This is a genomic window from Herbaspirillum sp. GW822-FHT03A08 (assembly GCF_058801885.1).
Window position 1 is genome coordinate 957,661 of the sequence record NZ_JBXANR010000001.1, and the last position, 22,672, is coordinate 980,332.

20 protein-coding genes are annotated in these 22,672 nt (G+C 59.8%); 3 read left to right on the top strand and 17 right to left on the bottom strand.

All coding sequences use genetic code 11. The features are described from left to right. Positions 1–67: 67 nt before the first annotated feature. The 4 genes from AC1RN6_RS04410 to AC1RN6_RS04425 form a co-directional block, all read right to left on the bottom strand. Positions 68–736, bottom strand: coding sequence for a response regulator (locus tag AC1RN6_RS04410; protein ID WP_493003306.1), 669 nt, complete (start codon positions 734–736; stop codon positions 68–70). Positions 737–793: 57 nt separating this feature from the next. Beyond that, positions 794–1,675, bottom strand: a complete 882-nt coding sequence (locus AC1RN6_RS04415; RefSeq protein WP_493003308.1) for a sensor histidine kinase — start codon at positions 1,673–1,675, stop codon at positions 794–796. A gap of 243 nt (positions 1,676–1,918) precedes the next feature. After that, positions 1,919–3,634 (bottom strand): methyl-accepting chemotaxis protein, encoded by a 1,716-nt coding sequence (locus AC1RN6_RS04420; RefSeq protein WP_493003309.1) that lies wholly within the window; start codon positions 3,632–3,634, stop codon positions 1,919–1,921. A 147-nt stretch (positions 3,635–3,781) separates the two neighbouring features. Then, positions 3,782–4,363, bottom strand: a complete 582-nt coding sequence (locus AC1RN6_RS04425; protein ID WP_493003310.1) for a TMEM175 family protein — start codon at positions 4,361–4,363, stop codon at positions 3,782–3,784. Positions 4,364–4,618: 255 nt separating this feature from the next. On the opposite strand from AC1RN6_RS04425, the gene AC1RN6_RS04430 reads away from it, so the two are divergent. Next, the gene (locus tag AC1RN6_RS04430; RefSeq protein WP_493003312.1) at positions 4,619–5,032 is read left to right on the top strand and encodes a hypothetical protein; all 414 of its coding nucleotides are present in this window, start codon (positions 4,619–4,621) and stop codon (positions 5,030–5,032) included. 159 nt (positions 5,033–5,191) lie between these two features. On the opposite strand, the gene AC1RN6_RS04435 is transcribed toward AC1RN6_RS04430, so the two are convergent. Beyond that, complete coding sequence (locus AC1RN6_RS04435) at positions 5,192–5,821, bottom strand: FMN-dependent NADH-azoreductase (protein WP_493003313.1); 630 nt, start codon at positions 5,819–5,821, stop codon at positions 5,192–5,194. 37 nt (positions 5,822–5,858) lie between these two features. Continuing rightward, positions 5,859–6,350 carry a GNAT family N-acetyltransferase gene (locus AC1RN6_RS04440; protein WP_493003314.1) on the bottom strand — a complete coding sequence of 164 codons (492 nt, stop codon included), beginning with the start codon at positions 6,348–6,350 and terminating at the stop codon, positions 5,859–5,861. Between the two features lie 96 nt (positions 6,351–6,446). On the opposite strand from AC1RN6_RS04440, the gene pdxR reads away from it, so the two are divergent. Next, positions 6,447–7,922: a MocR-like pyridoxine biosynthesis transcription factor PdxR gene (gene pdxR / locus AC1RN6_RS04445; RefSeq protein WP_493003315.1), complete on the top strand. Its 1,476-nt coding sequence runs from the start codon at positions 6,447–6,449 to the stop codon at positions 7,920–7,922. A 13-nt stretch (positions 7,923–7,935) separates the two neighbouring features. Here the strand turns inward: pdxR and AC1RN6_RS04450 are convergent, their stop codons facing one another. The 11 genes from AC1RN6_RS04450 to AC1RN6_RS04500 all read right to left on the bottom strand — a co-directional run bounded on the left by AC1RN6_RS04450 (position 7,936) and on the right by AC1RN6_RS04500 (position 18,521). Beyond that, positions 7,936–8,493, bottom strand: coding sequence for a winged helix DNA-binding protein (locus AC1RN6_RS04450; protein WP_493003317.1), 558 nt, complete (start codon positions 8,491–8,493; stop codon positions 7,936–7,938). A 63-nt stretch (positions 8,494–8,556) separates the two neighbouring features. Then, entirely contained in the window at positions 8,557–10,221 is a 1,665-nt protein-coding gene (locus AC1RN6_RS04455; RefSeq protein ID WP_493003318.1) for a methyl-accepting chemotaxis protein, read from the bottom strand. Positions 10,222–10,459: 238 nt separating this feature from the next. Further along, positions 10,460–11,536 (bottom strand): porin, encoded by a 1,077-nt coding sequence (locus AC1RN6_RS04460; RefSeq protein ID WP_493003320.1) that lies wholly within the window; start codon positions 11,534–11,536, stop codon positions 10,460–10,462. A gap of 215 nt (positions 11,537–11,751) precedes the next feature. Beyond that, positions 11,752–12,351, bottom strand: a complete 600-nt coding sequence (locus AC1RN6_RS04465) for a hypothetical protein (protein ID WP_493003321.1) — start codon at positions 12,349–12,351, stop codon at positions 11,752–11,754. Positions 12,352–12,441: 90 nt separating this feature from the next. After that, positions 12,442–13,218 (bottom strand): putative hydro-lyase, encoded by a 777-nt coding sequence (locus tag AC1RN6_RS04470; protein WP_493003517.1) that lies wholly within the window; start codon positions 13,216–13,218, stop codon positions 12,442–12,444. A gap of 22 nt (positions 13,219–13,240) precedes the next feature. Further along, complete coding sequence (locus AC1RN6_RS04475; protein ID WP_493003323.1) at positions 13,241–13,948, bottom strand: ABC transporter ATP-binding protein; 708 nt, start codon at positions 13,946–13,948, stop codon at positions 13,241–13,243. Then, positions 13,948–14,661 carry an ABC transporter ATP-binding protein gene (locus tag AC1RN6_RS04480; protein WP_007876052.1) on the bottom strand — a complete coding sequence of 238 codons (714 nt, stop codon included), beginning with the start codon at positions 14,659–14,661 and terminating at the stop codon, positions 13,948–13,950. Before AC1RN6_RS04480 ends, AC1RN6_RS04475 begins: the two co-directional genes overlap by 1 nt. After that, entirely contained in the window at positions 14,658–15,707 is a 1,050-nt protein-coding gene (locus tag AC1RN6_RS04485) for a branched-chain amino acid ABC transporter permease (RefSeq protein WP_493003325.1), read from the bottom strand. Before AC1RN6_RS04485 ends, AC1RN6_RS04480 begins: the two co-directional genes overlap by 4 nt. A 33-nt stretch (positions 15,708–15,740) precedes the next feature. Further along, the gene (locus AC1RN6_RS04490) at positions 15,741–16,607 is read right to left on the bottom strand and encodes a branched-chain amino acid ABC transporter permease (protein ID WP_493003326.1); all 867 of its coding nucleotides are present in this window, start codon (positions 16,605–16,607) and stop codon (positions 15,741–15,743) included. A 117-nt stretch (positions 16,608–16,724) separates the two neighbouring features. Further along, positions 16,725–18,011 carry an ABC transporter substrate-binding protein gene (locus AC1RN6_RS04495; RefSeq protein ID WP_493003328.1) on the bottom strand — a complete coding sequence of 429 codons (1,287 nt, stop codon included), beginning with the start codon at positions 18,009–18,011 and terminating at the stop codon, positions 16,725–16,727. 363 nt (positions 18,012–18,374) lie between these two features. After that, positions 18,375–18,521, bottom strand: a complete 147-nt coding sequence (locus AC1RN6_RS04500) for a hypothetical protein (protein ID WP_493003330.1) — start codon at positions 18,519–18,521, stop codon at positions 18,375–18,377. Positions 18,522–18,836: 315 nt separating this feature from the next. Between AC1RN6_RS04500 and AC1RN6_RS04505 the strand changes: the two genes are divergently transcribed. Continuing rightward, positions 18,837–22,463 (top strand): hydantoinase B/oxoprolinase family protein, encoded by a 3,627-nt coding sequence (locus tag AC1RN6_RS04505; RefSeq protein WP_493003332.1) that lies wholly within the window; start codon positions 18,837–18,839, stop codon positions 22,461–22,463. Positions 22,464–22,672 lie beyond the last annotated feature (209 nt).

Genomic DNA, 22,672 nt, shown 5'->3' on the forward strand with positions numbered 1-22,672 from the left:
GAACATGCCTGGGGCGCTCTCGCTTTTCGATGAAAACAAGCAGCCGGGCGTGTCATCAGACATCTGTTCAGTGCAAGGTAATCAGCGCGCGCTTGAGGCCGTTCACCACTGCGCCGGTGCGTGTGTCCGCCGACATTTTGTACAAGATGTTATTGACGTGAAACTTCACGGTGCCTTCCGTGACCAGCGCCAGCCGGGCGATTTCCTTGTTGCTCTTGCCCTCGGACAGCCACTGCAAAATCTCCAGTTCACGTTCCGAAAGCGCGTCATGCTCGACACGCGCGGCCAGCTTTCCCGCCATGTAGGGACTGACGTATTTGTTGCCGCGCATGACGGTGAGAATGCACTCGACGATCTGCGCAGCTGGTGCGTCCTTGAGCAGATAGCCGCGCGCGCCGGCCTTCAGTCCGCGGAAGATGTCTTCTTCGCCATCGAGCGAAGTCAGTATCACAACGTGCGCCTTGGGTGAGATGGCGCGGATGCGGCGGATCGCTTCCATTCCGTCCATTTCCGGCATGTTCAGATCCATCAGCACCAGATCGGGGCGCAGCAATTCGAATTTCTCGACAGCGATGCCACCGTTCTCTGCTTCTCCGGCCAGCAGGAACAAGGGTTCGTCCTCAATGATCTGGCGCAAGCCCAGACGAATCATCGGATGATCGTCGACCAGCAGGACGGAAATCGGTTCAGCAGAAGTTGCATTTGCGTTTGCGTGCGAAGTGAGGTTCGTCATCATGGCTCCGATCAGAAATAACGGTCTGGTGGAAATGCAGTAGTTCAATGCACAAACAGTTCAATGCGCAACAAGCGCATGCGGAAATTGCAGCCTGACAGTCACACCAAGTGAAGCCGTGCTGACCACATCCAGATTTCCACATAGCAATGCGGCGCGTTCTTTCATGCCCGCCAGGCCGAAGGACGGAAGTTTGTCGCGCGCCGATTGCTCCGGCTGAAAACCGCCGCCGTTATCGGTGATCGAAATCGTCACAACGCCATCTCTATGACGCACCGTGCAAACGATGCGATCCGGCGAACCATGCTTGAGCGCATTGGCGACGGCCTCACCGGCAATGTGCAGCACTTCATGCAACGGCTCCCGTTCCATCGGCAGCATCACCCCGGCGTCGGCATCAAATTCGAGCGCCACGCCGCTGTATTGCAAGGCGCGAACCAGACGTACGTGCAAGGCGGTGCACAGCTCTCTCAGCTCCTGCCTGTTACGGGGCTGCGGCATAGTCTGCGTTGTCTGAATGGAGGCCGACTGCCGCAGCTCGCCGACGCGCCGGCGCATGCCGGCGACGGTATCTTCCGTGATCCGGATGGCGCGTTCCAGGTGGCTGTCCGGCACCGTCTGCGATTGATCCTGTTTCTGCAACGCTCGCTGCGCTGCGCGCAACTGCATCAAGCCGGCGGTGACGTCCTGCAAAAATCCATCGTGCAAATCACGCGCCAGCTTCAATCTTTCCTGCGCGATGCCGTCTTGTGCAGATCCGTGTTGCGGCAACGCTTGCCCGACAGACGGCTGCTCAAACAGCTGCGCGAAGACCAGCGCGGCATCGAAAGCTGGTTCGAAAGTTGATCCCACATCTGAAGAACCAGCGACCGGGCGACCGGACGGATGCTTCCTTTGTGCCGCAGCAAGGCGAACAAGGCGGGAATGAGGTGCGGTATCCATGACATCAATGCTCCTGTTTTTCTGATCTTGAATTGTCTTGAACACATCTTAGTCGCCGCTTCATCGCATTTCCATGCCACTTTGGATTGATCCTCCTATACCAAGGTATAGCCCCGAGGCGTAGCCAGATGGCGCTGGCAGAGGATGCAAGATCGCCACGCAAATGGAAAAGGACGCCATTCCGGCGTCCTTCCTTTGCGTGCCACCTTTTCATGTCTTGATGTCTGCGCGAATACCGTCTGATCAGTAAATATCGACCGCGTGCATCCCCAGCGCCGGCCTGCGCGCGCGGATCGACATACCTTGCTTCGGCTTCCTCGCCGCCGGAACCATCACAATCTGTTGTTCCGCAATGATGGTCTCGGCCTCGAATTCGTCGAGCTTGAAGAAACCGACCGCGAGGTTCAAGGTATCGGCCTGCACTCGCAAGGCGTTGGCGGCGACCGTCGCCTCTTCCACCAATGCGGCGTTCTGCTGTGTCGCCAGGTCGATGCGCGCGATTGCCCGATTGACTTCGGCGATGCCTGCACTTTGCTCGACGCTGGCGGCGCTGATCTCGCCCACAACATCCGTCACGTGGCGCACGCTGCCGACCACTTCATTCATGGTGACGCCGGCGCGCTTGACCAGTTCGCTGCCCAGTTCCACCTTCGCCACCGAGTCGTCGATAAGCGACTTGATCTCTTTGGCAGCAGCCGAGCTGCGCTGCGCCAGCGTTCTGACCTCAGTGGCGACCACTGCAAAGCCCCGGCCCAGTTCACCGGCGCGCGCCGCTTCCACTGCGGCGTTCAAGGCAAGGATATTGGTCTGAAACGCGATACCGTCGATGACGCCGATAATGTCGACGATCTTGCGCGACGATTCGTCGATGGAATTCATGGTCTGCACCACCTCCTCGACAATGGCGCCGCCCTCGATTGCAATCGTCGAGGCGCTCACCGCCAGGCGATTGGCTTCACCGGCGCTGTCGGCATTGCTCTTCACGGTGGCGGTCAGTTGCTCCATGGTGGATGCCGTCACCTGCAAGGAGCCGGCCTGGTTCTCGGTACGTTCGGAAAGATCCAGATTGCCTTGTACGATTTGCCGGCTGGTCACGGCGACCTGCTCCGAGGTGCGGCGCACTTCCGTCACCGTCGACTTCAGATTACGGCTCATGCCCGCCAACGCACCCATAATGCTGGCGCGGCCGTATACGGTGTCGGGGACATCAGCCTGGCGATAAAGCTCACCGCGGTCGACTGCACGAGCCAGCGCCGTCACTTCCCACGGCTCGGCGCCGACGATGCGTTTGACACGGCGAACCACCAGCATGGCCACGATCGTGCCGATGGCGATGGAGATCAGGCACAGCAACACCATGAAGGCTTCAAAGCCGGCGGCGCGATGTCTGGCCTTGTCTGATTCGATCTGATTCTTGTGCTCTTCGGCCGCAACGAAATTGTTGATGGCTTGCAGCCAGTTGATGAACTCAGGCTTGACGCGGCTCAGCAGAAATTCGCGCGCCTGGTCTGCCTGCCCCGCCTGGCGCATGGCAATGGCCTGCATCACCAGCGGCATGGCGCGTCCTTCGACGGCGTCGATGGCGGAGAACAAATTTTGCTCGCCGGTATCGGCGTGCCTGCCGTCGCTGACCTCTCTCGCCAGTGCCGCCTGCGATTCGCGGTATTGACCGTCCAGACGCGTGACGGCGCTCAATGCATCGGGCAAGCCGGCCTGATCCACCAGCGTCATGTCGCGCAAAGCAATGGCGCGTTCATGGATGCTGCTGCGCATGGCGACGGCATAGTCCTGTTTGACCGAATTGACGTCGTTGATGGTGCGCAGATGGTTCTCGATGGCGTTGACTTCGATGATGCTCAGGACGGTCAGTCCGATCATCAGCAGGAACACCAGCGAGAAGCCGATGCCCAGGCGCGTTCCTATTGTCATTTCCCGGCGTTTTGCAGTAGTTTTCATCATGCCTCCAGAAGGTATCTGTCCAATTAAGCTTGCTGGGGACAGAATGACGCATCCGGACGTGCAAAACACTAGTCAAAAGGCAAGGCGCAATGCGGCTGATCGGCAGGCAAATACTTGCCGTACATCAGCAGATCGAAAGCGAATAGCTTACGGCTGGCGAGAAGGCGTATTTTCAAACCGGTGGTCGGGAATGAACCAGAGTACGGCCAGCACGACATAGATCGCCGTACCGGAGAGCGGGCTCCAGACCGATAGAGGAATCGCCAAGCCGTACAGCACAATCGAGGCGGAGTTCTTCAGGCCGTTTCCGGCTGTTTTCGCCAGCCGCGAATCGCTGCCTTCGCTGGCGATCAATGCCCGCCGCAATAGCAGAAACGCCACCGAGCACATCAGCAGCACCGCACCATAGGAAGCCACCGGCACCGGATCGCGATGGTGTTCGGCGACCCAGTTGGTGACAAAGGGAATCAGCGACAGCCAGAACAGCAGATGCAGATTGGCCCACAGAATGCGGCCGTTGACGCGGCTGACCGGTTGCAGCAGGTGATGATGGTTGACCCAGTAGATGCCGACGTAGGTAAAGCTGAGCAGATAGCTCAGCAGCTGCGGCACCAGCTTGAGCAAATCCGCCAGGCCGGCGCCATGCGGCATTTGCAGGCCCAGCACCATGATGGTGATTGCGATGGCGATCACGCCGTCGCTGAATGCTTCGAGTCGGTTTTTATTCATGGGCGACAGCATCGGCGGAAATGCCTCCGGCGTCAATCCTGCCGCACCAATCCTCCGGTTCCCATCCTTGCGGCGAAATCATCGCCCGGATGCACAAATGCCGGGTCATGGATAGAATACGGATGGCAACGCAGCGAGGCTGGAAAAACCGCTGCAGATCGCCAGAGCAAGCCGCCGCAGGCAAGCACAGGCAGAAGCACAGACACAAGCAGCGTATCATTGCCCGCCCCCCAAACCCTTCATCAGAAAGACCACATGAGCGTCACTGACGACACCAGCAACCGTTCGCAGCTCCAGCAACTCGCCAGGGAACTGCGCAAAATGCACAAGCAGCTGATCGATCATCAGTCAAAGAGTTTTGGCGATGTCGGCAACCCTTTCGAACATCTGCAACTGGTGACGATGCATCCTGATTTTGCGTGGCTGCGCATTCTCTCGGAATTCATGGTCGCGCTGGACGAGCGGCTGGACGACAAAGAACCCATCGACGACGCTTCCGTCACTGCCTTTAAACAAGCAGTGGAAGGCCTGATCGGCCCGGCCGATGCGAGCCAGCCCGAATTCAGAAAAAAATATCTGGCCGCCTTGCACGACTCGCCCGAGACGACCATGCTGCACGGCGGACTGCGTCTGGCGCTGGGTCGGCTGGCGCGTCCCGCCAAACCTTAGTTTTCCGCGGGTCGTTCCAGTCATTGCGGATAAAAAAGCGCGCCTGCAGCAGACGCGCTTTTTTTCATCGACGCAGACGGAACCCGCGCACAACTCAGGCGCTTAATTCAGGCGCTTAACTCGGGCGCTTGATTCAGGCACCCGCCCGGCGTCACTTCCTCAGACTGCGGCCCACTGTCCGGCAATGGCCGCCAGTTCCGCTTTGGCGCGCACCAGTGCAGCTTCGCGTTCTTCGGCGGCGCTGAACGTCAGCGGCTGGGCATCGACGAAGGTCGGCGCGGCAACCCCAAGGAAACCGAAAGCGGCGCGTAACGCCGGCGTCAATGCATCCATGGCGCTGAACGGCGTACCGGGACGCAGGTCGGCGCCGCGTGTCGTGATGAACAATGCCTTGTCCGCCATCTGGCCGACGTAGCTGCCGTCATCGCCGATCTTGTAAGTCAGATTGGTGCGCACGATGTTGTCGACGAAGGCCTTGAAAGACGAAGGCATCGAGAAGTTGTACATCGGCATGGCGAACACATAGGCGTCTGCTGCCAGAAGGCGCGCGCACAAGGCATCGGAAGCTTCCAGCGCTTGCTTCATGGCCGGCGTGCGATCCGCTTCCGGCGTGTAGGTGGCGATGGTGAAAAGTTCATCGACGTGTGCCGGTGTATTCACGCTCACGTCAAGGTAGTCAACCTCAACGTCGGGACGCTGCTGCTTCAGCAGATCGATAAAGTGACGCGACAGCGCGCGCGAATTGGACCATTCGCGCTTGGCGCTGGCGTCAACGTGAAACAATTTCATGAAACTTTCCTTCTAAAAATGATGATGGATGCTGCGCTCAGGCGCTTGCCTTCGCTGGGATAATCGGTTTGCCGAAGCGCATCGAACTTGTCAGCAATCCCTGACGGAAATAGAACCGCTGTGCCAACGCGTTGCCCAATCCCGTATCGAGAACGAGCCGCACGCAGCCCGCCTGCTCCGCCACGACTGTCAGTGCATCCAGCAAACGCGCGCCCCAGCGGCTGCCGCGCGCGGTTTCGGCGGTGACCAGATCGTCGACGTAGAGAAATTTTCCATAGACCAGATTTTCCTCAAAACGGTAACCGGCCAGCGCGACTGCCCGATCGCCGTCCCATGCCGCAAGCAGACGGTAGGACTGGGTCTGCTGACGGGCAACGCGCTCAAGAAAATCCTCTTCGCCCTGCAGATGCGGCCGCAACTGATGCATTACCGCATAGCAGGCGCGCAAGGACTCCTGCGTATCGGCATGGCGCAAGGCGAGGTCGCCTATGTCTGCTGATTGAACAGCGGCTGGCCGGTTCTGTTGCATGCTTGCTCTCCTTCTGTACTGAAACCTATCGAGCCTGCATCTTAGCGATCCGATGGCATAATGCACAGATCCAAGAAATAACATATGGACTAGTCCATGATCAAATCCCAGCTACGCGATCTGTTGCCCCTGCCGCCCCTGCACTTATCGTCCGGCGAACCTTTTTATCGGCAGATCTACACCCGCTTTCGCAATGCCATTGCTGACCAGTTGCTCAAGCCCGGCGACCGCATTCCCTCGGCGCGTGCATTGGCGGAAGAACTTGGCGTCGCGCGCGGCACCATCGAGGCAGCCTATTCGCTGCTCAGCGCGGAAGGCTATGTGGAAACACGCGGACAGGCCGGCACCATCGTGACGCTGGGATTGAAGCCGGGAGCGCAGGTTACGCGGCAGGCATCGGCGCACGCCGGGCAAGCTGATCCTGCGTTACGCCATGACCCTGCTGCTTCCGCAACGTCAACTATCCGATTGTCTGCACAGCCGCCGCCGCCGTTTCAGATGGGACTGCCTGCGCTCGATGCCTTTCCGCGCAAGCTGTGGTCGCGGCTGGCGGCCCGCACCATCCGCGCCACAGCGCAGAGCGACATGACGTATCCGCCCAATGCCGGCGTGGCGGCGCTGCGTAACGAAATCGCCACCTATCTGCAATTGTCGCGCGGCGTGGCGTGCACGCCTGAGCAGGTGTTTGTCACCTCCGGTTATCGCGAGACGCTGCAACTGATCACGGGCGCGTTGTTCAAGGCTGGCGACAAAGTCTGGACCGAAGACCCCGGCTATCTGCCGACCAGCCAGGCGCTGCTGCATGCGGGAGTGATGCCGGTGCCGGTGCCGGTCGATGACGAAGGCTTGCAGGTTGCCTTTGGCGTACAGGCTGCGTCGCGCGCGCGCGCGGCCATCGTCACGCCTGCGCACCAAAGCCCGCTATGCGTGTCGCTGTCGCTGCAGCGCCGCTTCGCCCTGCTCGACTGGGCCTCGCGCGCCAACGCCTGGATTGTGGAAGACGACTACGACGGCGAGTACCGTTATGTCGGACGCCCGCTGCCGGCGCTGCAGAGCCTGGACCGCGACGGCCGTGTACTGTATGCGGGCACCTTCAGCAAAGTACTGTTCCCCGGCATCCGTCTCGCTTATCTGGTCGTGCCGGCATCGCAAATCGAACGCTTCGCCACCGTCGGCCAGACCATGTTCAGCGGCAGCCCGGCGCTGACGCAAAGCATCGTCGCCGACTTCATTGGCGAGGGACATTTTGCCCGTCACGTGCAACGCATGCGCAAGCTCTATGGCGAACGGCGCAAGATTGCTGCCGAAGGATTGGACAGCCTGCTCGGTAAATATCTGCGCGTCGATCCGCAACCCGGCGGCATGCATCTGATCCTGCGTATGCGCGGACGGCGCTCAGACAAGCCGCTGGCGGATGCCATGCGCAAGGACGGCATGTATGCGCACACCTTGTCGCAACGCACTGTCAGTCATCACGTACCGCCGGCGCTGCTGCTGGGTTTCACCAATATCGACAGCGACGCGACGATAGACGCTCTGGCACGGCGCATTCTGAAATGCATCAATAGCTGATTCAAGAGCTGATCTACATCGACGTCGCCGAACGCGCCGCCTGTTCGTACAGGCCCGAAAGAATGCGCAGAAAGCGCGCCAGTTCCGCCAGCTCGAAACTCTCCGCGTCGTCGCCCGTCAGACCGGACACCAGCAGGCGCTCGCGGATTTCGTAATAGCGCTTGCACAGATCCTGCCCTGCCTCGTTGGTGGAATACAGCACTTCCTTGCCGCGCCGTTCGGTATTGACGAGGCCCTGCGAATGCAGTTTCTTGAGCGAATAGTTGACGATATGCGCGTCCTCGATGTTGAGAATGAAGGCGATGTCGGCCAGCTTCTTTTCACGCGCGCGGTGATTGATGTGATGCAGCACCAGCACGTCGGTAGGGGTCATGTCCTTCATGCCGGCGGCGGAGATGCAACGTACTATCCAACGGTTGAAGGCATTGCCGGCGATGATCATGCCGAATTCGAATTCGCTCAATTCCTTGCTCCTTCCCGAGGCCAGGTGCAGTGAAGACACGATGGGTACCTTGCGGGTGTTGCCTGGCTGGGCGAAATTGGCCTTCACGCTTTTTTTGTCGGTCGGCATAATATGTGTTCAGTCTGTGTTTCACAACGGTTGATGATCGATGGCGGACGGATCGGATACGCATCAGCCGTGCAGGCGGCGTGCCGATGCCATGCGCAGCAATCCACGCCTGCCGGTTTCGGGGATTTCCAGCGTCTTCAATTCCAGCGGTGCAGCGCCATCGGCTGCCGGGTCGCTGCCCGGATCGGTTTTAAAAATCGATACAGCGCGTCCCAGCGCAACCGACTGGTCATGCATGCTTTGCGCAGCGGCGGCTGCCTGCTCCACCAGCGCTGAGTTCTGTTGCGTCATGTCGTCGATCTGTTCGATGGCGTCGTTGATCTGGCGAATTCCGGCGCTCTGCTCTTCGCTCGCAGCGGAGATTTCGACCATGATGTCAGCCACGTGCTTCACGCTGCGCACGATGTTTTGCATGGTGTTGCCGGCGGCATCGACCAGCTCGCTGCCGGCGTCGACCTTCTTGACCGAGTTCTGAATCAGACCGGCAATTTCTTTCGCTGCCGAAGCGCTGCGTTGCGCCAGTCCGCGCACTTCCGCCGCCACCACCGCAAAGCCGCGTCCCTGTTCGCCGGCGCGCGCCGCTTCGACTGCTGCGTTCAGCGCCAGGATATTGGTCTGAAAGGCGATGCCGTCGATGACGCTGATGATCTCGACGATCTGGCGCGAGCTGTCCTTGATCTCCTTCATCGTGCTGACGACTTGCGTGACCACTGCACCGCCTTGCATCGCGACCTGCGATGCGTTGAGCACCAGTTGATTGGCCTGCCGCGCATTGTCGGCGTTGTGGTTGACGGCATCGGTCAGCTCCAGCATGGAACTGGCGGTTTCTTCCAGCGTGCTGGCTTGCAGCTCGGTGCGGGCCGACAGGTTGGCGTTGCCGTCGGCGATTTCGCGCGCGGCAACTGAAATTGCATCGGAGCCGTCACGCACCTGCGTCACGGCGCTGACAAGGCCGTCGCGCATGTTTTGCAGCGCCGCCAGCAACTTGCCGGTTTCGTCCTGCGCCGTGCTTTCGACACGCACCGATAAATCGCCGCCGGCGACACGCTCGGCAATATTGATAGCCGCATTGAGCGGACGCGTAATGCTGCGCATGACCGAATAGCCGACCAGCACTGCCAGCAAGGTGGCGATGCTTGCCATGGCGATCATCAGCACGCTGGCTGCGCCGGAGACCTGCTCGGCCTCTTGCCCGGCCTGTTCCATGCCGCGCCCCTGAAAACTGATCAGATTGTCCAGCGCCTTGAAGTAGGCCGTCTGATAGGGAGCGATCTCCGGCAGGATCAGGTCGCGCGCCTGCTCGACCTGACCGTCCTTGACCGCCGCCAGAAAATTATTCAGCGCCGGCGTGTATTGGCCGCGCGCAGCATTGACGGCGTCAAGCATGCGCTTGCCCTCCGCAGAACTCGTGTCTTTTGCGAGGCGCATGAGGGTCTCATCGATCACGCTGCCGGCATGCGCAATGGTGTCCAGCTCGCCCTTGATCTCGTCAACGGTACTCATGAACAGCAGGTTGCGCATGCTGCGTGCGGTCTCGTCGAGCGCTCCCTTGACGGTGTTCGCCATCACAGTGCGCGGATAAGAATCGTTGGCAATGCTGCGGATGTTGCCGTTGATCTGGTTCAGGCGGTATACGCCGATCACGGTCAGCGCCAGCATCAGCAGGATGACGATGCCGAAGCCGAGGCCCAGACGCCGTCCTATATTCAGGTGAGTCAGTTTTTTCATTTGCTACCCCTCATGTTTCACGATGCACAAGTACAGAGATACGGAGACGCAAGCACACAGCACTCACCTGGCCGGCGACTTTCCTCAAGAAAGAATCCATCCGCGTACCCGGGATACCGGCCCGGGTGCGGAAGACAGATCTCAAAGCCGCCGGCAATCAGGCCCGGAACGCAGCGTCAGGAGATGAATGTTTTTCCAGGACGCATTCATCACCTGAGCACCGCCTCCGGAGAGACGCCTAGAACGTGTGGCGGATGCCCAGGTTCCAGGCGCTGTTGCCGCTACCTGCTTCAATCGAACTGCCGACGGTGTAAGGCGCGCCGTTCTTGTTCTTGATGTGGGCATACATGGCGTACAGGTCGGTGCGTTTGGACATCGCATAGCGATAGCCCACAGCGAACTGATCCGCATCCTGGTTCAGCTTGGTCTTGTCATCCTTGTGGATGTAAGACGCCAGGAAGGTATGCTGCACGCCGAACGGAACGGTCACGCCGACCAGCATGTCGGCGCTGTCGGTGGATGCAACGATGGCGCTGGTGCCGTAAGGGTTGGTCGTGTTGCGCAGCGGCGAGCTGTTGAGACCCTTGTTGATACCGTAGGCGGCATGCAACTTGACCGGACCGAAGTTGTAGGTTGCGCCCAGCAGCGTGCTGCGGCCCGATCCCGTTTCAGTGGTGGTCGTGTCGTTGTTGCGGCCGTGGAAGCCCAGGCGGACATACAGCGGACCGTTGGCGTAGCCGATGGCTGCACCGATCTGGCTGGCGGCTTTGGTGCTGCCGGCAGTTTCGCCGAAGCCGTAAGCCAGTTCACCGGTCACGCCGCCGAAGCTCGGCGAGGCGTACTTGATGGTGTTATCCATGCGGCTGGCGCCGTTGCCGGTATTCGGCATCAGGTTGGCGGCGTCGCCGGCGTAGCCGGTGCCGAAAGGATCGACGGCCGACAGCACCAGGTATTGCGGCGTGTACTGGCGGCCGGCAGTTACCGTACCGAAACCGCCGCCCAGGCCGACATAGCTTTGACGGCCGAACAGCAAGCCGCCCTGACCCAATGCGCCGGTGTCGTTCTGAAAGCCGGTTTCAAGCAGGAACAGCGCAGACATGCCGCCGCCCAGATCTTCCGTACCCTTGAAGCCGATGCGCGAACCGCCGCTGATGCCGCTGGTCAGTTTGGTGACATGACCTGCTGCGCCGCCGCCTTCGACCACCAGACCGGTATCGATCAGACCGTAGATCGTGACCGACGATTGCGCCAGTGCAGGTACTGCCTGGATGCCGACTACGGCAAGCGCCGCTGCAGCCAAGACTTTATGTTTCATTGAAACTCCCCGATTAAATGAAATTGCGTCAAACCCAAAAACCGCTTACCGGCCAAGCTTTGTGCGCGCCCTTCCTCTTTGCCGATATGCGCCTGCTCTCCTGCGGCGACGACAATGGCCGTTGTCTTGTCGCGTTCAAAGAGAACCTCCGGACACGCAGCGATGTCTCGTTCTGCGCGTCGCTATTCTTTTTCTGTGCTGCAAAAATGCGCCAGCTAAGCCGACAGCCGTTCGCGCGGCAGCTCGAACTTGTTGCTCCTGAATTCCTTGAGAAATGCGAACGACGGATTGCTCTCGCCGATGAAGCCGAATGACGAATCCAGCAAGCGTGGCGGCAGCCACGGATACGGCAGAAACGATTGCAGCGTCTGCAACAGGTCGCCGGCGATGTCGGCGATGAGCATCATGTGATCGATGCGGATATGCATCTCGCTGGCGCGCCAGAGCTCTTCCGGGTGCTGATTGAGTTGCCAGTTGTAGTAGCCGCGGCCGATACGCAGCGACGCAGTTTCCTCTTCGCGCATCAGCACCAGCCACGGCAATTGTTCGATGCGGCTGCTGCCCGCCTGCGCCTGCTCTTCAATCTGATCGCACACGTAATAGGTGCGGCAGTGCGTAAAGCGCTTGGCGAAATCGGTGACCAGCGTCTGCGCGATGCCGTCCGCACCTACCACCAGCGGCGGGAAAGCCACTGCATTGGCCGAGGTCGAAATGCTCAGCACTGCATTGGGTTCGTAGATGTCGTGAATCAGTGAAGGACAGCATTTGTCTTTTGCATAGACGTACGCTTCCAACAGGGATTTATGCGTCAACATAAAATTCCTCGGTTCCTGGCGGGCGAACCCGCCGCTGGGATGGATAGACGATCAAGCGAATGCCTGATCGCCGCTGCGTTTTTCTCTACATCATTCGTTCAGCCGGTCGGTGACGAACATCTTGCCGGGCGCATGCGTGATGCAGAACGGCAGCTTGCTGAGTTCCGCCACATACTGCGGCGTCACGCCGCAGGCCCAGAACACCGGCAGTTCGTCATCCATGATCTCGACTGCGTCGCCGAAATCGGGACGCATCAGGTCGGCGATGCCGATGGCTTGGGGATTGCCGATATGCACCGGTGCACCGTGCACCTGCGGCAGCCGCGCCGTGATTTCCACCGCCTTTGCCACATCGCGGCTCTTGACCGGACGCATGCTGACCACCGCATTGCCGGTGAAGCGCCCGGCCGGCACGCAGGGCATATTGGTTCTGTACATGGCGACGTTGCGCTGCTGCTCGATGTGGCGCAAGGGAATGCCGCCTTCGATCAGCGCACTCTCGAACGAAAAGCTGCAGCCGATCAGAAAGCTCACCAGATCGTCGCGCCAGTATCCGGAGATGTCGGAAACTTCTCTGGTCATCACGCCGTTTTCGAAGAGGCGATAGCCCGGCAGGTCGGTGCGTAAATCAGCACCAGGCGCAGTACGCGGTTCGAATGCACCGGCTTCCAGCACTTCCACCAGCGGACAAGGCTTGGGATTGCGCTGACAGAACAGCAGGAAGTCGAAGGCGTACTCCTTCGGCACGATCATCAGGTTAGCCTGTACGTGATTGTCGGCGTAACCTGCGGTCGGCCCGTCGAACTCGCCGCTGCGGCACAGCGCTCGCACGTCGGCGGCAGACAAGGCGTCGTCGAAAATTGCCATGTTCATCGTCATCTCACTCATCTCACAGCCCTCCGAGGTAAGCCTTCTTGATGTCTTCGTTATGCAGCAGCTCGTCGCCGGTGCCTTGCATCACGATGCGGCCGGTCTGGATCACATAGCCGTAATGCGCAATCGCCAGCGCCTTGTGCAGGTTCTGTTCCACCAGCAGGATCGACACGCCCTTGGCGTTGACCTGCTGAATGGTGTCGAGCACCTTGGTCACGAACTTGGGCGCGATGCCCCATGACGGTTCGTCCAGCAACAGCAGACGCGGCTTGGCCATGAGACCGCGCGCAATCGCCAGCATCTGCTGTTCGCCGCCGCTCATGGTGCCGGCCAGCTGATGGCGGCGTTCCTTGATGATGGGGAAAGTGGCGTACATGTCTTCGATCGATTCGGCGATCTCGTGCTTGTCGCTGCGCGTATAGGCGCCCAGCTCCAGATTGCGCTGCACGGTCAGGCGGCCGAACAGGCGTCGGCCTTCCGGCACCAGCGACAGGCCGAGGCCGACACGGTCGAAGGGCGGGATCTTGCCGATGTCGACGTTGTCGAACACGATGCTGCCGTCATCGACTTTATTGAGACCGGCAATCGCGCGCAGCGTGGTCGACTTGCCGTTGCCGTTGCCGCCCACCAGCGCCACCAGGCTGCCCGGCTTGACGTCGATGTCGACTTTGGACAGGGCCAGCACGCCGTCGTAGCTGGCTCGCAGATTTCTCACCTGTAGCATTATTCATCTCCCAAATAGGCGGCGATCACGTGCGGATCGTTGGATACATCCTGCGGCGAACCGTCGGCAATTTTCTTGCCGTAATCCAGCACCACGATCTGATTGGCGATCGGCATGATGCCTTCCAGTACGTGTTCCACGATCAGGCAGGAAATGCCCTGGTCGCGGATCTTCAGCACCACGTCGACGGTCTCGCGCACTTCAGTCGGGTTGAGACCGGCCATGACTTCGTCCATCAGCAACAGTTTCGGTTTGACCGCCAGCGCGCGCGCCACGGCCAGGCGGCGCTGTTCGCTGATGGTCATGCTGCCGGCCGGCTTGTCGGCGAAGCGGCCGAGGTTGACGAAGTCCAGCAGCGCCTGCGCGGTGCGGCGGGCGGCGCCCACGCCACGCTCATTGAGGAAGACGCCGACCATCACGTTTTCCAGCGCGGTCATGCTGGTGAAGGTGCGCGCCACCTGAAAGGTGCGGCCGATGCCGACGCGCGCACACTGCTCCGGCGTCATGCCGGAAATCTTCATGTCCTCCAGCCAGATGTCGCCCGTGGTCGGCGGCGAGTAGCCTGCGATGCAGTTGAACATGGTGGTCTTGCCGGCGCCGTTGGGGCCGATCAGGCCGACGATTTCGCCGGCCTGGACCGTGAAGGAAATATCCTGGTTGGCGGTCAGGCCGCCGAATTTCTTATAGACGTTTTCTACGCGTAGCAGACTCATTTGGATTCCTCCTTGGCGGCGTTTTCAGCTTGCGCCTTGACGGCTTTGCGGCGTGCGAACGTGCTCTTCAGATAACCGAGGATGCCGTTCGGGTAGTACACCGCGATCACGATGATCAGCGCGGCGTAGATGATCAGGTCGGTGCCGCGGCCCGAGCCGCCGAACATGGTGCGCGTGCCCTCTTCAATCGCAGTCAGCAAACCGGCGCCGACCAGCGGGCCGAACAGGGTGCCGATGCCGCCGAGGATGGCGACCAGCGCCATCTTGATCGACATACCGGTGCCGAGCACCGATGCCGGGTCGATGTACAGCTCCTTCTGCGCATATAGACTGCCGCCTATCGCCGTGAAAAAACTGCTGACGGCGAACGCGATCTGCTTGTAGCGCGACAAACTCACGCCGAGGCTGCGCGCGGCGTCCGGCTCATCCTTGATAGCGCGGAAGTAATAGCCGAGGAAACTGCGCTCGATGATGAAGTTGGCCAGCAGCGTGACCAGCAGCAGACCCAGCGCGATGTAGTAGTACGGTTCCTTGCCGGCAAAGATCATGCTGGCCCAGCCGCCCTCGCCCATCGGGATCGTCAGGCCGACGGCTGCGCCGGCAAAGTCCCAGTTGGTGAAGACGATCTGGATGATTTCCGCCACGGCAATCGTAGCCATCGCAAAGTAGTGGCCCTTGAGCCGGAAGCAGGACCAGCCGATCACCAGGCTGACCAGCGCCGCGAGCACGCCGCCGGCGAGCATGGCAATCCACGGATTGATGCCGTAGATCGAGAACAGGATCGCCGAGGTGTAGGCGCCGATACCGTAGAACGCGACATGGCCGAGCGACACCTGGCCGGCATAGCCGCCGACGATGTTCCAGGACACGCCGATCTGCGCCGCCATCAGAATCAGGATCGCCAGGTTCTGGTGCGACGGACTGGTGATATACAGCGGCAAGGCCAGCGCCAGCACGAGCAATGCGACCAGCAGGGCATGGACTTTGTTGAAGCCAGTGGCCAGCGCGCTTGGCGTCAGCGGCAGGCTGGAAGTAGTTTTGAGCATGAGGTTTCTCTCCGGATAATTGGATGGTCGGGCTCAGGCCTTGCCCATCAAGCCTTGCGGACGGAACATCAGCACCGTCAGGAACAGCACCAGCACGATCGCCATCTTGTATTGCGGTCCGAGAAAGAGACCGCCCATCACTTCGATCACGCCGACCAGCACGCCCGCAATCAGTGCGCCGACCACGCTGCCGAAGCCGCCGAGGTTGACCACCACGAAAGCGATCAGGATGAAGTTGGCGCCGACTTCCGGAAAGATCGGGAAGAAGGTCGATAGCAACGCGCCCGCCACACCGGCACAGGCGGCGCCGACACCCCAGGCCAGGGCAAACATTTTTTGCGAATCGATACCCATGAGCTGGGCCGCTTCCTTGTCGGCGGCCGTCGCTTCCAGCGCCGCGCCGAGTTTGGTGCGGGTCAGGAACGTATAGATCACGCCGGTGACCACGATCGCACCGAGGCCGGCGGTCAGTTGCGGCGAGCCGATCTGGATGCCGCCGATCGTGACGTGGCCGGCGACCATGGAATTTTCGATGGTGCGGAAGTCAGCCTTCCAGAAAAACTGCGCGATGCCGCGGAACAGGATCATCAGCCCGAAGGTGGTGAAAATCTGCGACACCATCGGCGCATTGGTGATCTTGCGGATCACCAGCTTGTACAGCACGGTGCCCAGCGCAAACAGGAACAAGGCTGTCAGCGGCAAGGTAAAAATAGGATCCAGCGCATACAGCGCGAACAGCCAGAAGCTGGAATACATGCCGAACATCAGAAATTCGCCATGCGCGAAATTGACGATGTCCATGACGCCGAAGATCAGCGTGAGACCAATCGCTACGAGCGCATAAATCAGTCCGATCAACAAACCGGACGCCAGGGTCTGCACCAAAATTTCCCAAGACATAAATTTCCCCTTAACGATATTTACGCGCCGTAAATACCTGCGATAAAGATTGAATCTGAATGGCGGGCCGTTGCGCTGTTGCTCTGGTTGCGGCGGCCCGCCGACACTACAAAGGAATTACTTGCGTTGATCCCACTTCGGCATCGGCCACACGATGTCGCGCGTCGCCATGTCGAACGGCCATACGGTGTAGTACTTGCCGTTGATGATTTGCAGCAGGATGCCGGAGCTCAGCGTGTTCTGGCCGTGCTCGTCGAACTTGACGCCCTTCCACGGCATGATCAGTTTGTTGCCGGGGATGTTGGTTTCCGACAGCGCCTTGCGGATCGCTTCCGGCTCGGTGGAACCGGCGCGGTTGATCGCATCAGCCAGCGTCATCAGACCGGTGAAGGTGCGCGACGAGTTGCCGGTGAAGTTGATCTTGTAGCGGGCGTTGAACAGATCGTTGACTTGCTTGATCAGCGGATTCTTGCCGGCCAGATCGAGCGACCAGACGTCGCGGGTGATGATGTAATCGGCGTCCTTGCCCAGAGTCTTCACAAATTCCGTATCGATGAAGCCGGCGTCGTTGGCCAGAATCATGTCAGGCGTGAAGCCCAGTTCCTTGTAGGTCTTCATCGACAGGATTGCATCGCCGAGATAGGACGATTGCAGCACGACTTGCGGCGCAGCGGCTTTGAGCAACTGCACTTCGGACGTCAGCTGAGTGCTCTTGGCGGGATAGACGATGGTCTTCACCAGATCGTAGCCGCGGTCCTTGGACAGCTTGGTTTCGAGCTTGGTGGTTTCATTGCCCCACAGCGTGTTTTCGTTGAAAGCGCCGAGCTTGCTGATCTTGATGTTCTTCTTGGCTTCCAGCTCCTTGAAGAATTCATAGAAGTTGGTGACGAACAGGTCGTCATGCGCCGTGGTGCGGAAGAACCACTTGAAGCCGCGCTGGGTCAGCGATGCCGACGACGATTCCGGATTCAGGTAAGGCACCTTGTAGCGTTCCGCGACTTGGCTGGTGGTGGCGGTGACGTTGCTGAAATAGGCGCCGACCACGGCGACCACCTTCTCTTGCGTGATCAGGCGTTCCGCTTCGGTCGCGCCCACTTGCGGGTTGCCTTGCGAATCGGCGAAGACCAGTTTGATCTTGGCGCCCTTCAGGTTGGGCAGGCCGCCGCCCGCCGAGAACGGCAGGTTGGGCACGCCCTTGGCACCGTTATTGATGATGTCGGCGGCCAGTTCCAGCGCGTCTTTCATTTCTGCACCGGTCGATGCGGCGGCGCCGCTGAGCGGGTAGATGACGCCGATCTTGATTTCCTGCTGCTGCGCCTGCGCCGAAAAGGCGGCCATGCAGAAGGATACGGCGAGACCGGCTTTTGCGAGATATTTAGCGTGTTTGAAGACGAGACCTAACATGATGAGACGCTCCTTGTTGTATCGATGAATGACATCTGAAAATTCCCCCCACTGCATGAAGCCCGAACATGAAGCCCAAAGCGGGAGCTACCCAAACCACCACAGTTGCTGCCGGCTTTTTTTGCCGGTTTTCTACCAATTCACGCCCATCGCAAAAGCGAAGGATGTGTTGATCCACTCCAGTCCGGTAAGCCGGCTGGACTTTGATTGCGCTGCTCACTACGCGTGGTACGGATGTGACGCGGCCGCCTGCAAAGGCTGACCGGCACAACATTGCACGGCGCTGCTGAAGCTACTGATTCTTTTCGGTATTGCTGACGCTACTGGTATTGCCTGACTGCTGATTGCTATCGACTTCCCGACTCAGGATTCATCGAACTTGCCCCGCTCTTTCCCCGTTCTTGCACTACTGCTCGTCAGCGTTTTGCCGACGTCGAGGGCACGTTCAAAAATGGCGGCGGTGTCTGCGCTGGTTTGCGATCCGTTCTTTTTTGCTTGTTTCTTGTCCATTTTTTGTCTCCTTTATTTTTTTGTTGAATCCTATATGTTTCATCGATAATATGTCAATAAATTATTAATATTAAAAACAACAAATGATCGCCAAATCATTGACGAGTTATTAGCAAAGCGCGTGCCAGATTTTCCGCGCGATCGCCACTTCAGACGAAAACACAGACGCAGTAAGGCTTTAAGGAGGAATTGACGGGTTTCCCCGATGTTTCCTCAGCAAAACGTTCGACCCTAATCGCACGGTTTATGTGCAAAGTGTCGATAATTCATCAACAAAAATGCACCTGAAAGTTCATTCAAGAAAGGCAATGCACCATGAATCAAGAGCAGACCAAACTGGGGGAACAACGCTGGCAGTTCTGGATTGACCGCGGCGGCACGTTTACCGACATCGTTGCGCGCCAGCCCGACGGCACCTTGCTGACACACAAACTCCTGTCTGAAAATCCCGAGCAATACAAGGACGCGGCCGTGGCCGGCATCAAGCGCCTGCTCGGACTCAAACCTGAAGAGGCAATTTCGCCGGAACAGGTGGAAGCAGTAAAGATGGGCACCACCGTCGCCACCAACGCACTGCTGGAGCGCAAGGGTGATCCGACCGTACTCGTTATCACCAAAGGATTCCGCGACGCCTTGCGCATCGCGTATCAGAATCGCCCGCGCCTGTTCGACCGCAACATCGTCTTGCCGGAACTGCTGTTTGAAAAAGTCGTGGAAGTCGACGAACGGCTGAGCGCGCACGGCGACGTGGTGCAGCCGCTCGACACGGTGTCGGTGCGTCAGGAATTGGCTGCCTTATATAAGGAAGGCTATCGCGCCGTCGCCATCGTGCTGATGCACGGCTACCGCTTTACCGCGCATGAAGAAAAGCTGGCGGAGATCGCCGCCGAACTCGGCTATACGCAAGTCTCGGTGTCGCATGAAGTCAGCCCGATGATGAAACTGGTCTCGCGCGGCGACACCACCGTGGTCGATGCTTATCTCTCACCTATCCTGCGCCGCTACGTCGACCAGGTTGCCGGCGAGATGGACGGCGTGCGCCTGCTGTTCATGCAAAGCAACGGCGGATTGACCGATGCGCATCGTTTCCAGGGCAAGGACTCGATCCTGTCCGGCCCGGCCGGCGGCATCGTCGGCATGGTACGCACGGCGGAGACGGCCGGCTTCGACAAGATCATCGGTTTCGACATGGGGGGCACCTCAACGGACGTGTCGCACTATGCCGGCGAATTCGAGCGTGAATTTGAAACGCAGGTGGCCGGCGTGCGCATGCGCGCACCGATGATGAGCATCCATACGGTGGCGGCGGGTGGCGGTTCCGTCCTGCACTTCGACGGTTCGCGCTATCGCGTCGGCCCGGACAGCGCAGGCGCCAATCCCGGCCCGGCCAGCTATCGCCGCGGCGGCCAGTTGGCCGTCACCGATTGCAACGTCATGCTGGGCAAGATCCAGCCGGCCTACTTCCCCAAGGTGTTCGGCCCGGCTGCCGATGAAGCGCTGGACCGCGAGGCGGTGGTGCAGAAGTTCACCGAACTGGCCGATCGCATCTTTGCAGAAACCGGCAACCGCCGCACGCCGGAAGAAGTCGCCGAGGGCTTCATCGATATCGCCGTCGGCAATATGGCTAATGCGATCAAGTTCATCTCGGTGCAACGCGGCCATGACGTCACCGATTACACCTTGACCACCTTCGGCGGCGCCGGCGGCCAGCATGCTTGTCTGGTGGCGGATGCGCTGGGCATGACGCGCGTCTTCGCGCATCCGTTTGCGGGCGTGCTGTCGGCTTACGGCATGGGTCTGGCGGATCAGACTGCGATGCGCGAGCAGGCAATGGAATTGCCGTTGACCGGCTACTCCATCGCCAAGCTCGACACGGAACTGAACAAACTGGCGACGCAAGCTGCCGACGATCTGCTGTCGCAAGGCGTCACTCCCGCACAGATCGACGTCATCAAGCGCGCCCACCTGCGCTACGACGGCACCGACTCGGTGATCGTGGTGGCCTTCGGCGATATCGCGAGCATGGTGGCGCAGTTCGAGTCCGCCTACAAGAAGCGCTACTCTTTCCTGATGCCGGACAAGAGCATGATCATCGAAGCCATCTCGGTGGAAGCGATCGGCGTGTCCAACGACCGTGAAGAGAAAGCCGAACAGCTGCCGCCACGCGCCGGCGCGTTGCAATCGACCGAGACCGTGCAGCTGTTCTCCGGCGGACAATGGCACGATACCGCGCTGTACCGCCGCGAAGACATGCGCCCCGGCGACATCGTGCACGGCCCGGCAATCATTGCGGAAAAGAACGCCACCAACATCATCGAACCCGGCTGGCTGGCCGAAGTCACGCCGCTGAATCATCTGGTGATGCAGCGCTACCAGGCCCGCGTGCAGCGCAAAGCCATCGGCACCACAGCCGATCCGGTGATGCTGGAAGTATTCAACAACCTGTTCATGAGCATCGCCGAACAGATGGGCTTGCGCCTGCAGAACACCGCCTTCTCGGTCAACATCAAGGAGCGTCTGGACTTCTCGTGCGCGCTGTTCGATGCACAGGGCAACCTGATCGCTAACGCGCCGCACATCCCGGTGCATCTGGGTTCCATGGGCGAAAGCATCCGCACCATCATCCGCGAGAACGCCGGCAAGATGCAGCCGGGCGACGTCTTCATGCTCAACGATCCCTACCACGGCGGCACGCACTTGCCGGATATCACCGTGATCACACCGGCCTTCGACAAGGATGGCAAGGACATTCTGTTCTACGTCGGTTCGCGCGGGCACCACTCCGACATCGGCGGCATCACGCCCGGCTCCATGCCGGCCAACAGCACCGTGGTGGAAGAAGAAGGCATCCTGATCAACAACTTCCAGCTGGTGCGCGCAGGACGCTTCCTCGAACAGGAAACCGTGACCCTGCTCGGCTCCGGCCCCTACCCTGCGCGCAACATCGCGCAGAACCTGGCCGACCTGCAGGCGCAGATCGCCGCCAACCAAAAGGGCGTCGACGAGCTGCTGAAGATGGTGGATCACTTCGGCCTGGACGTGGTGCAAGCCTACATGGGCCACGTGCAGGACAACGCCGAGGAAGCCGTACGCCGCGTCATCACGCTGCTCAAGGACAGCAGCTATGATTACCCGCTCGATAACGGCGCGGTGATCAAGGTGGCGATCCGCGTGAACCACGCCGAGCGCACTGCAGACATCGACTTCACCGGCACCTCGCCGCAGTTGAACAACAACTTCAACGCGCCGAGTGCGATCTGCATGGCGGCGGTGCTGTATGTGTTCCGCACGCTGGTGGACGATGAAATTCCGCTCAATGCCGGCTGCCTGAAACCGCTCAATGTGATCATCCCGGAAGGCTCGATGCTGAATCCGCGCTATCCGGCGGCAGTCGTCTCCGGCAACGTCGAAACCTCGAGCTGCATCACCAATGCACTCTATGGCGCACTCGGCGTGCTGGCCTCGGCGCCGGGCACGATGAATAACTTCACCTTCGGCAACGGCGAATATCAGTACTACGAAACCATCTCGGGCGGCTCCGGCGCGGGTCAGGGTTTCAACGGCACCGACGTGGTGCAGACGCACATGACTAACTCGCGCCTGACCGATCCGGAAATCCTCGAGTGGCGTTACCCGGTCCGTCTGGAAAGCTATGAGATCCGCGAGAACTCGGGCGGCGCCGGCCAGTGGCACGGCGGCAACGGCGGCGTGCGCAAGATCCGCTTCCTGGAAGCAATGACCGCCTCGATTCTGTCGAACAACCGTATCGTCCCGCCCTTCGGCGCGGCCGGCGGCGAACCCGGCCAGTGCGGCCGCAACATGGTGATCCGCAAGGACGGCACGCAGGAACAGCTGGGCTTCGTCGCAAGCACCGAGATGCAGCCGGGTGACGTGTTCGTGATTGCCACGCCGGGCGGCGGAGGTTTCGGCAAACAGCAATAAAGCCTTTGCATTGTTATAAATAGTTTTCTCTGAGCAAGTCGTCCCTTTGCGGTATTGCCCTTCTTTCCGAAAGGCAATACCGCTTTTTTTAGGAAAAGACTGAGGCTTTACCCGTCAATTCGACGCTTTCAAAAACATGCGCCATGCTAAGATTTTTTCATCATAAGTACGACCCGGTATCTTCGGTGAACGTCGCCTGGTGTGGGAAG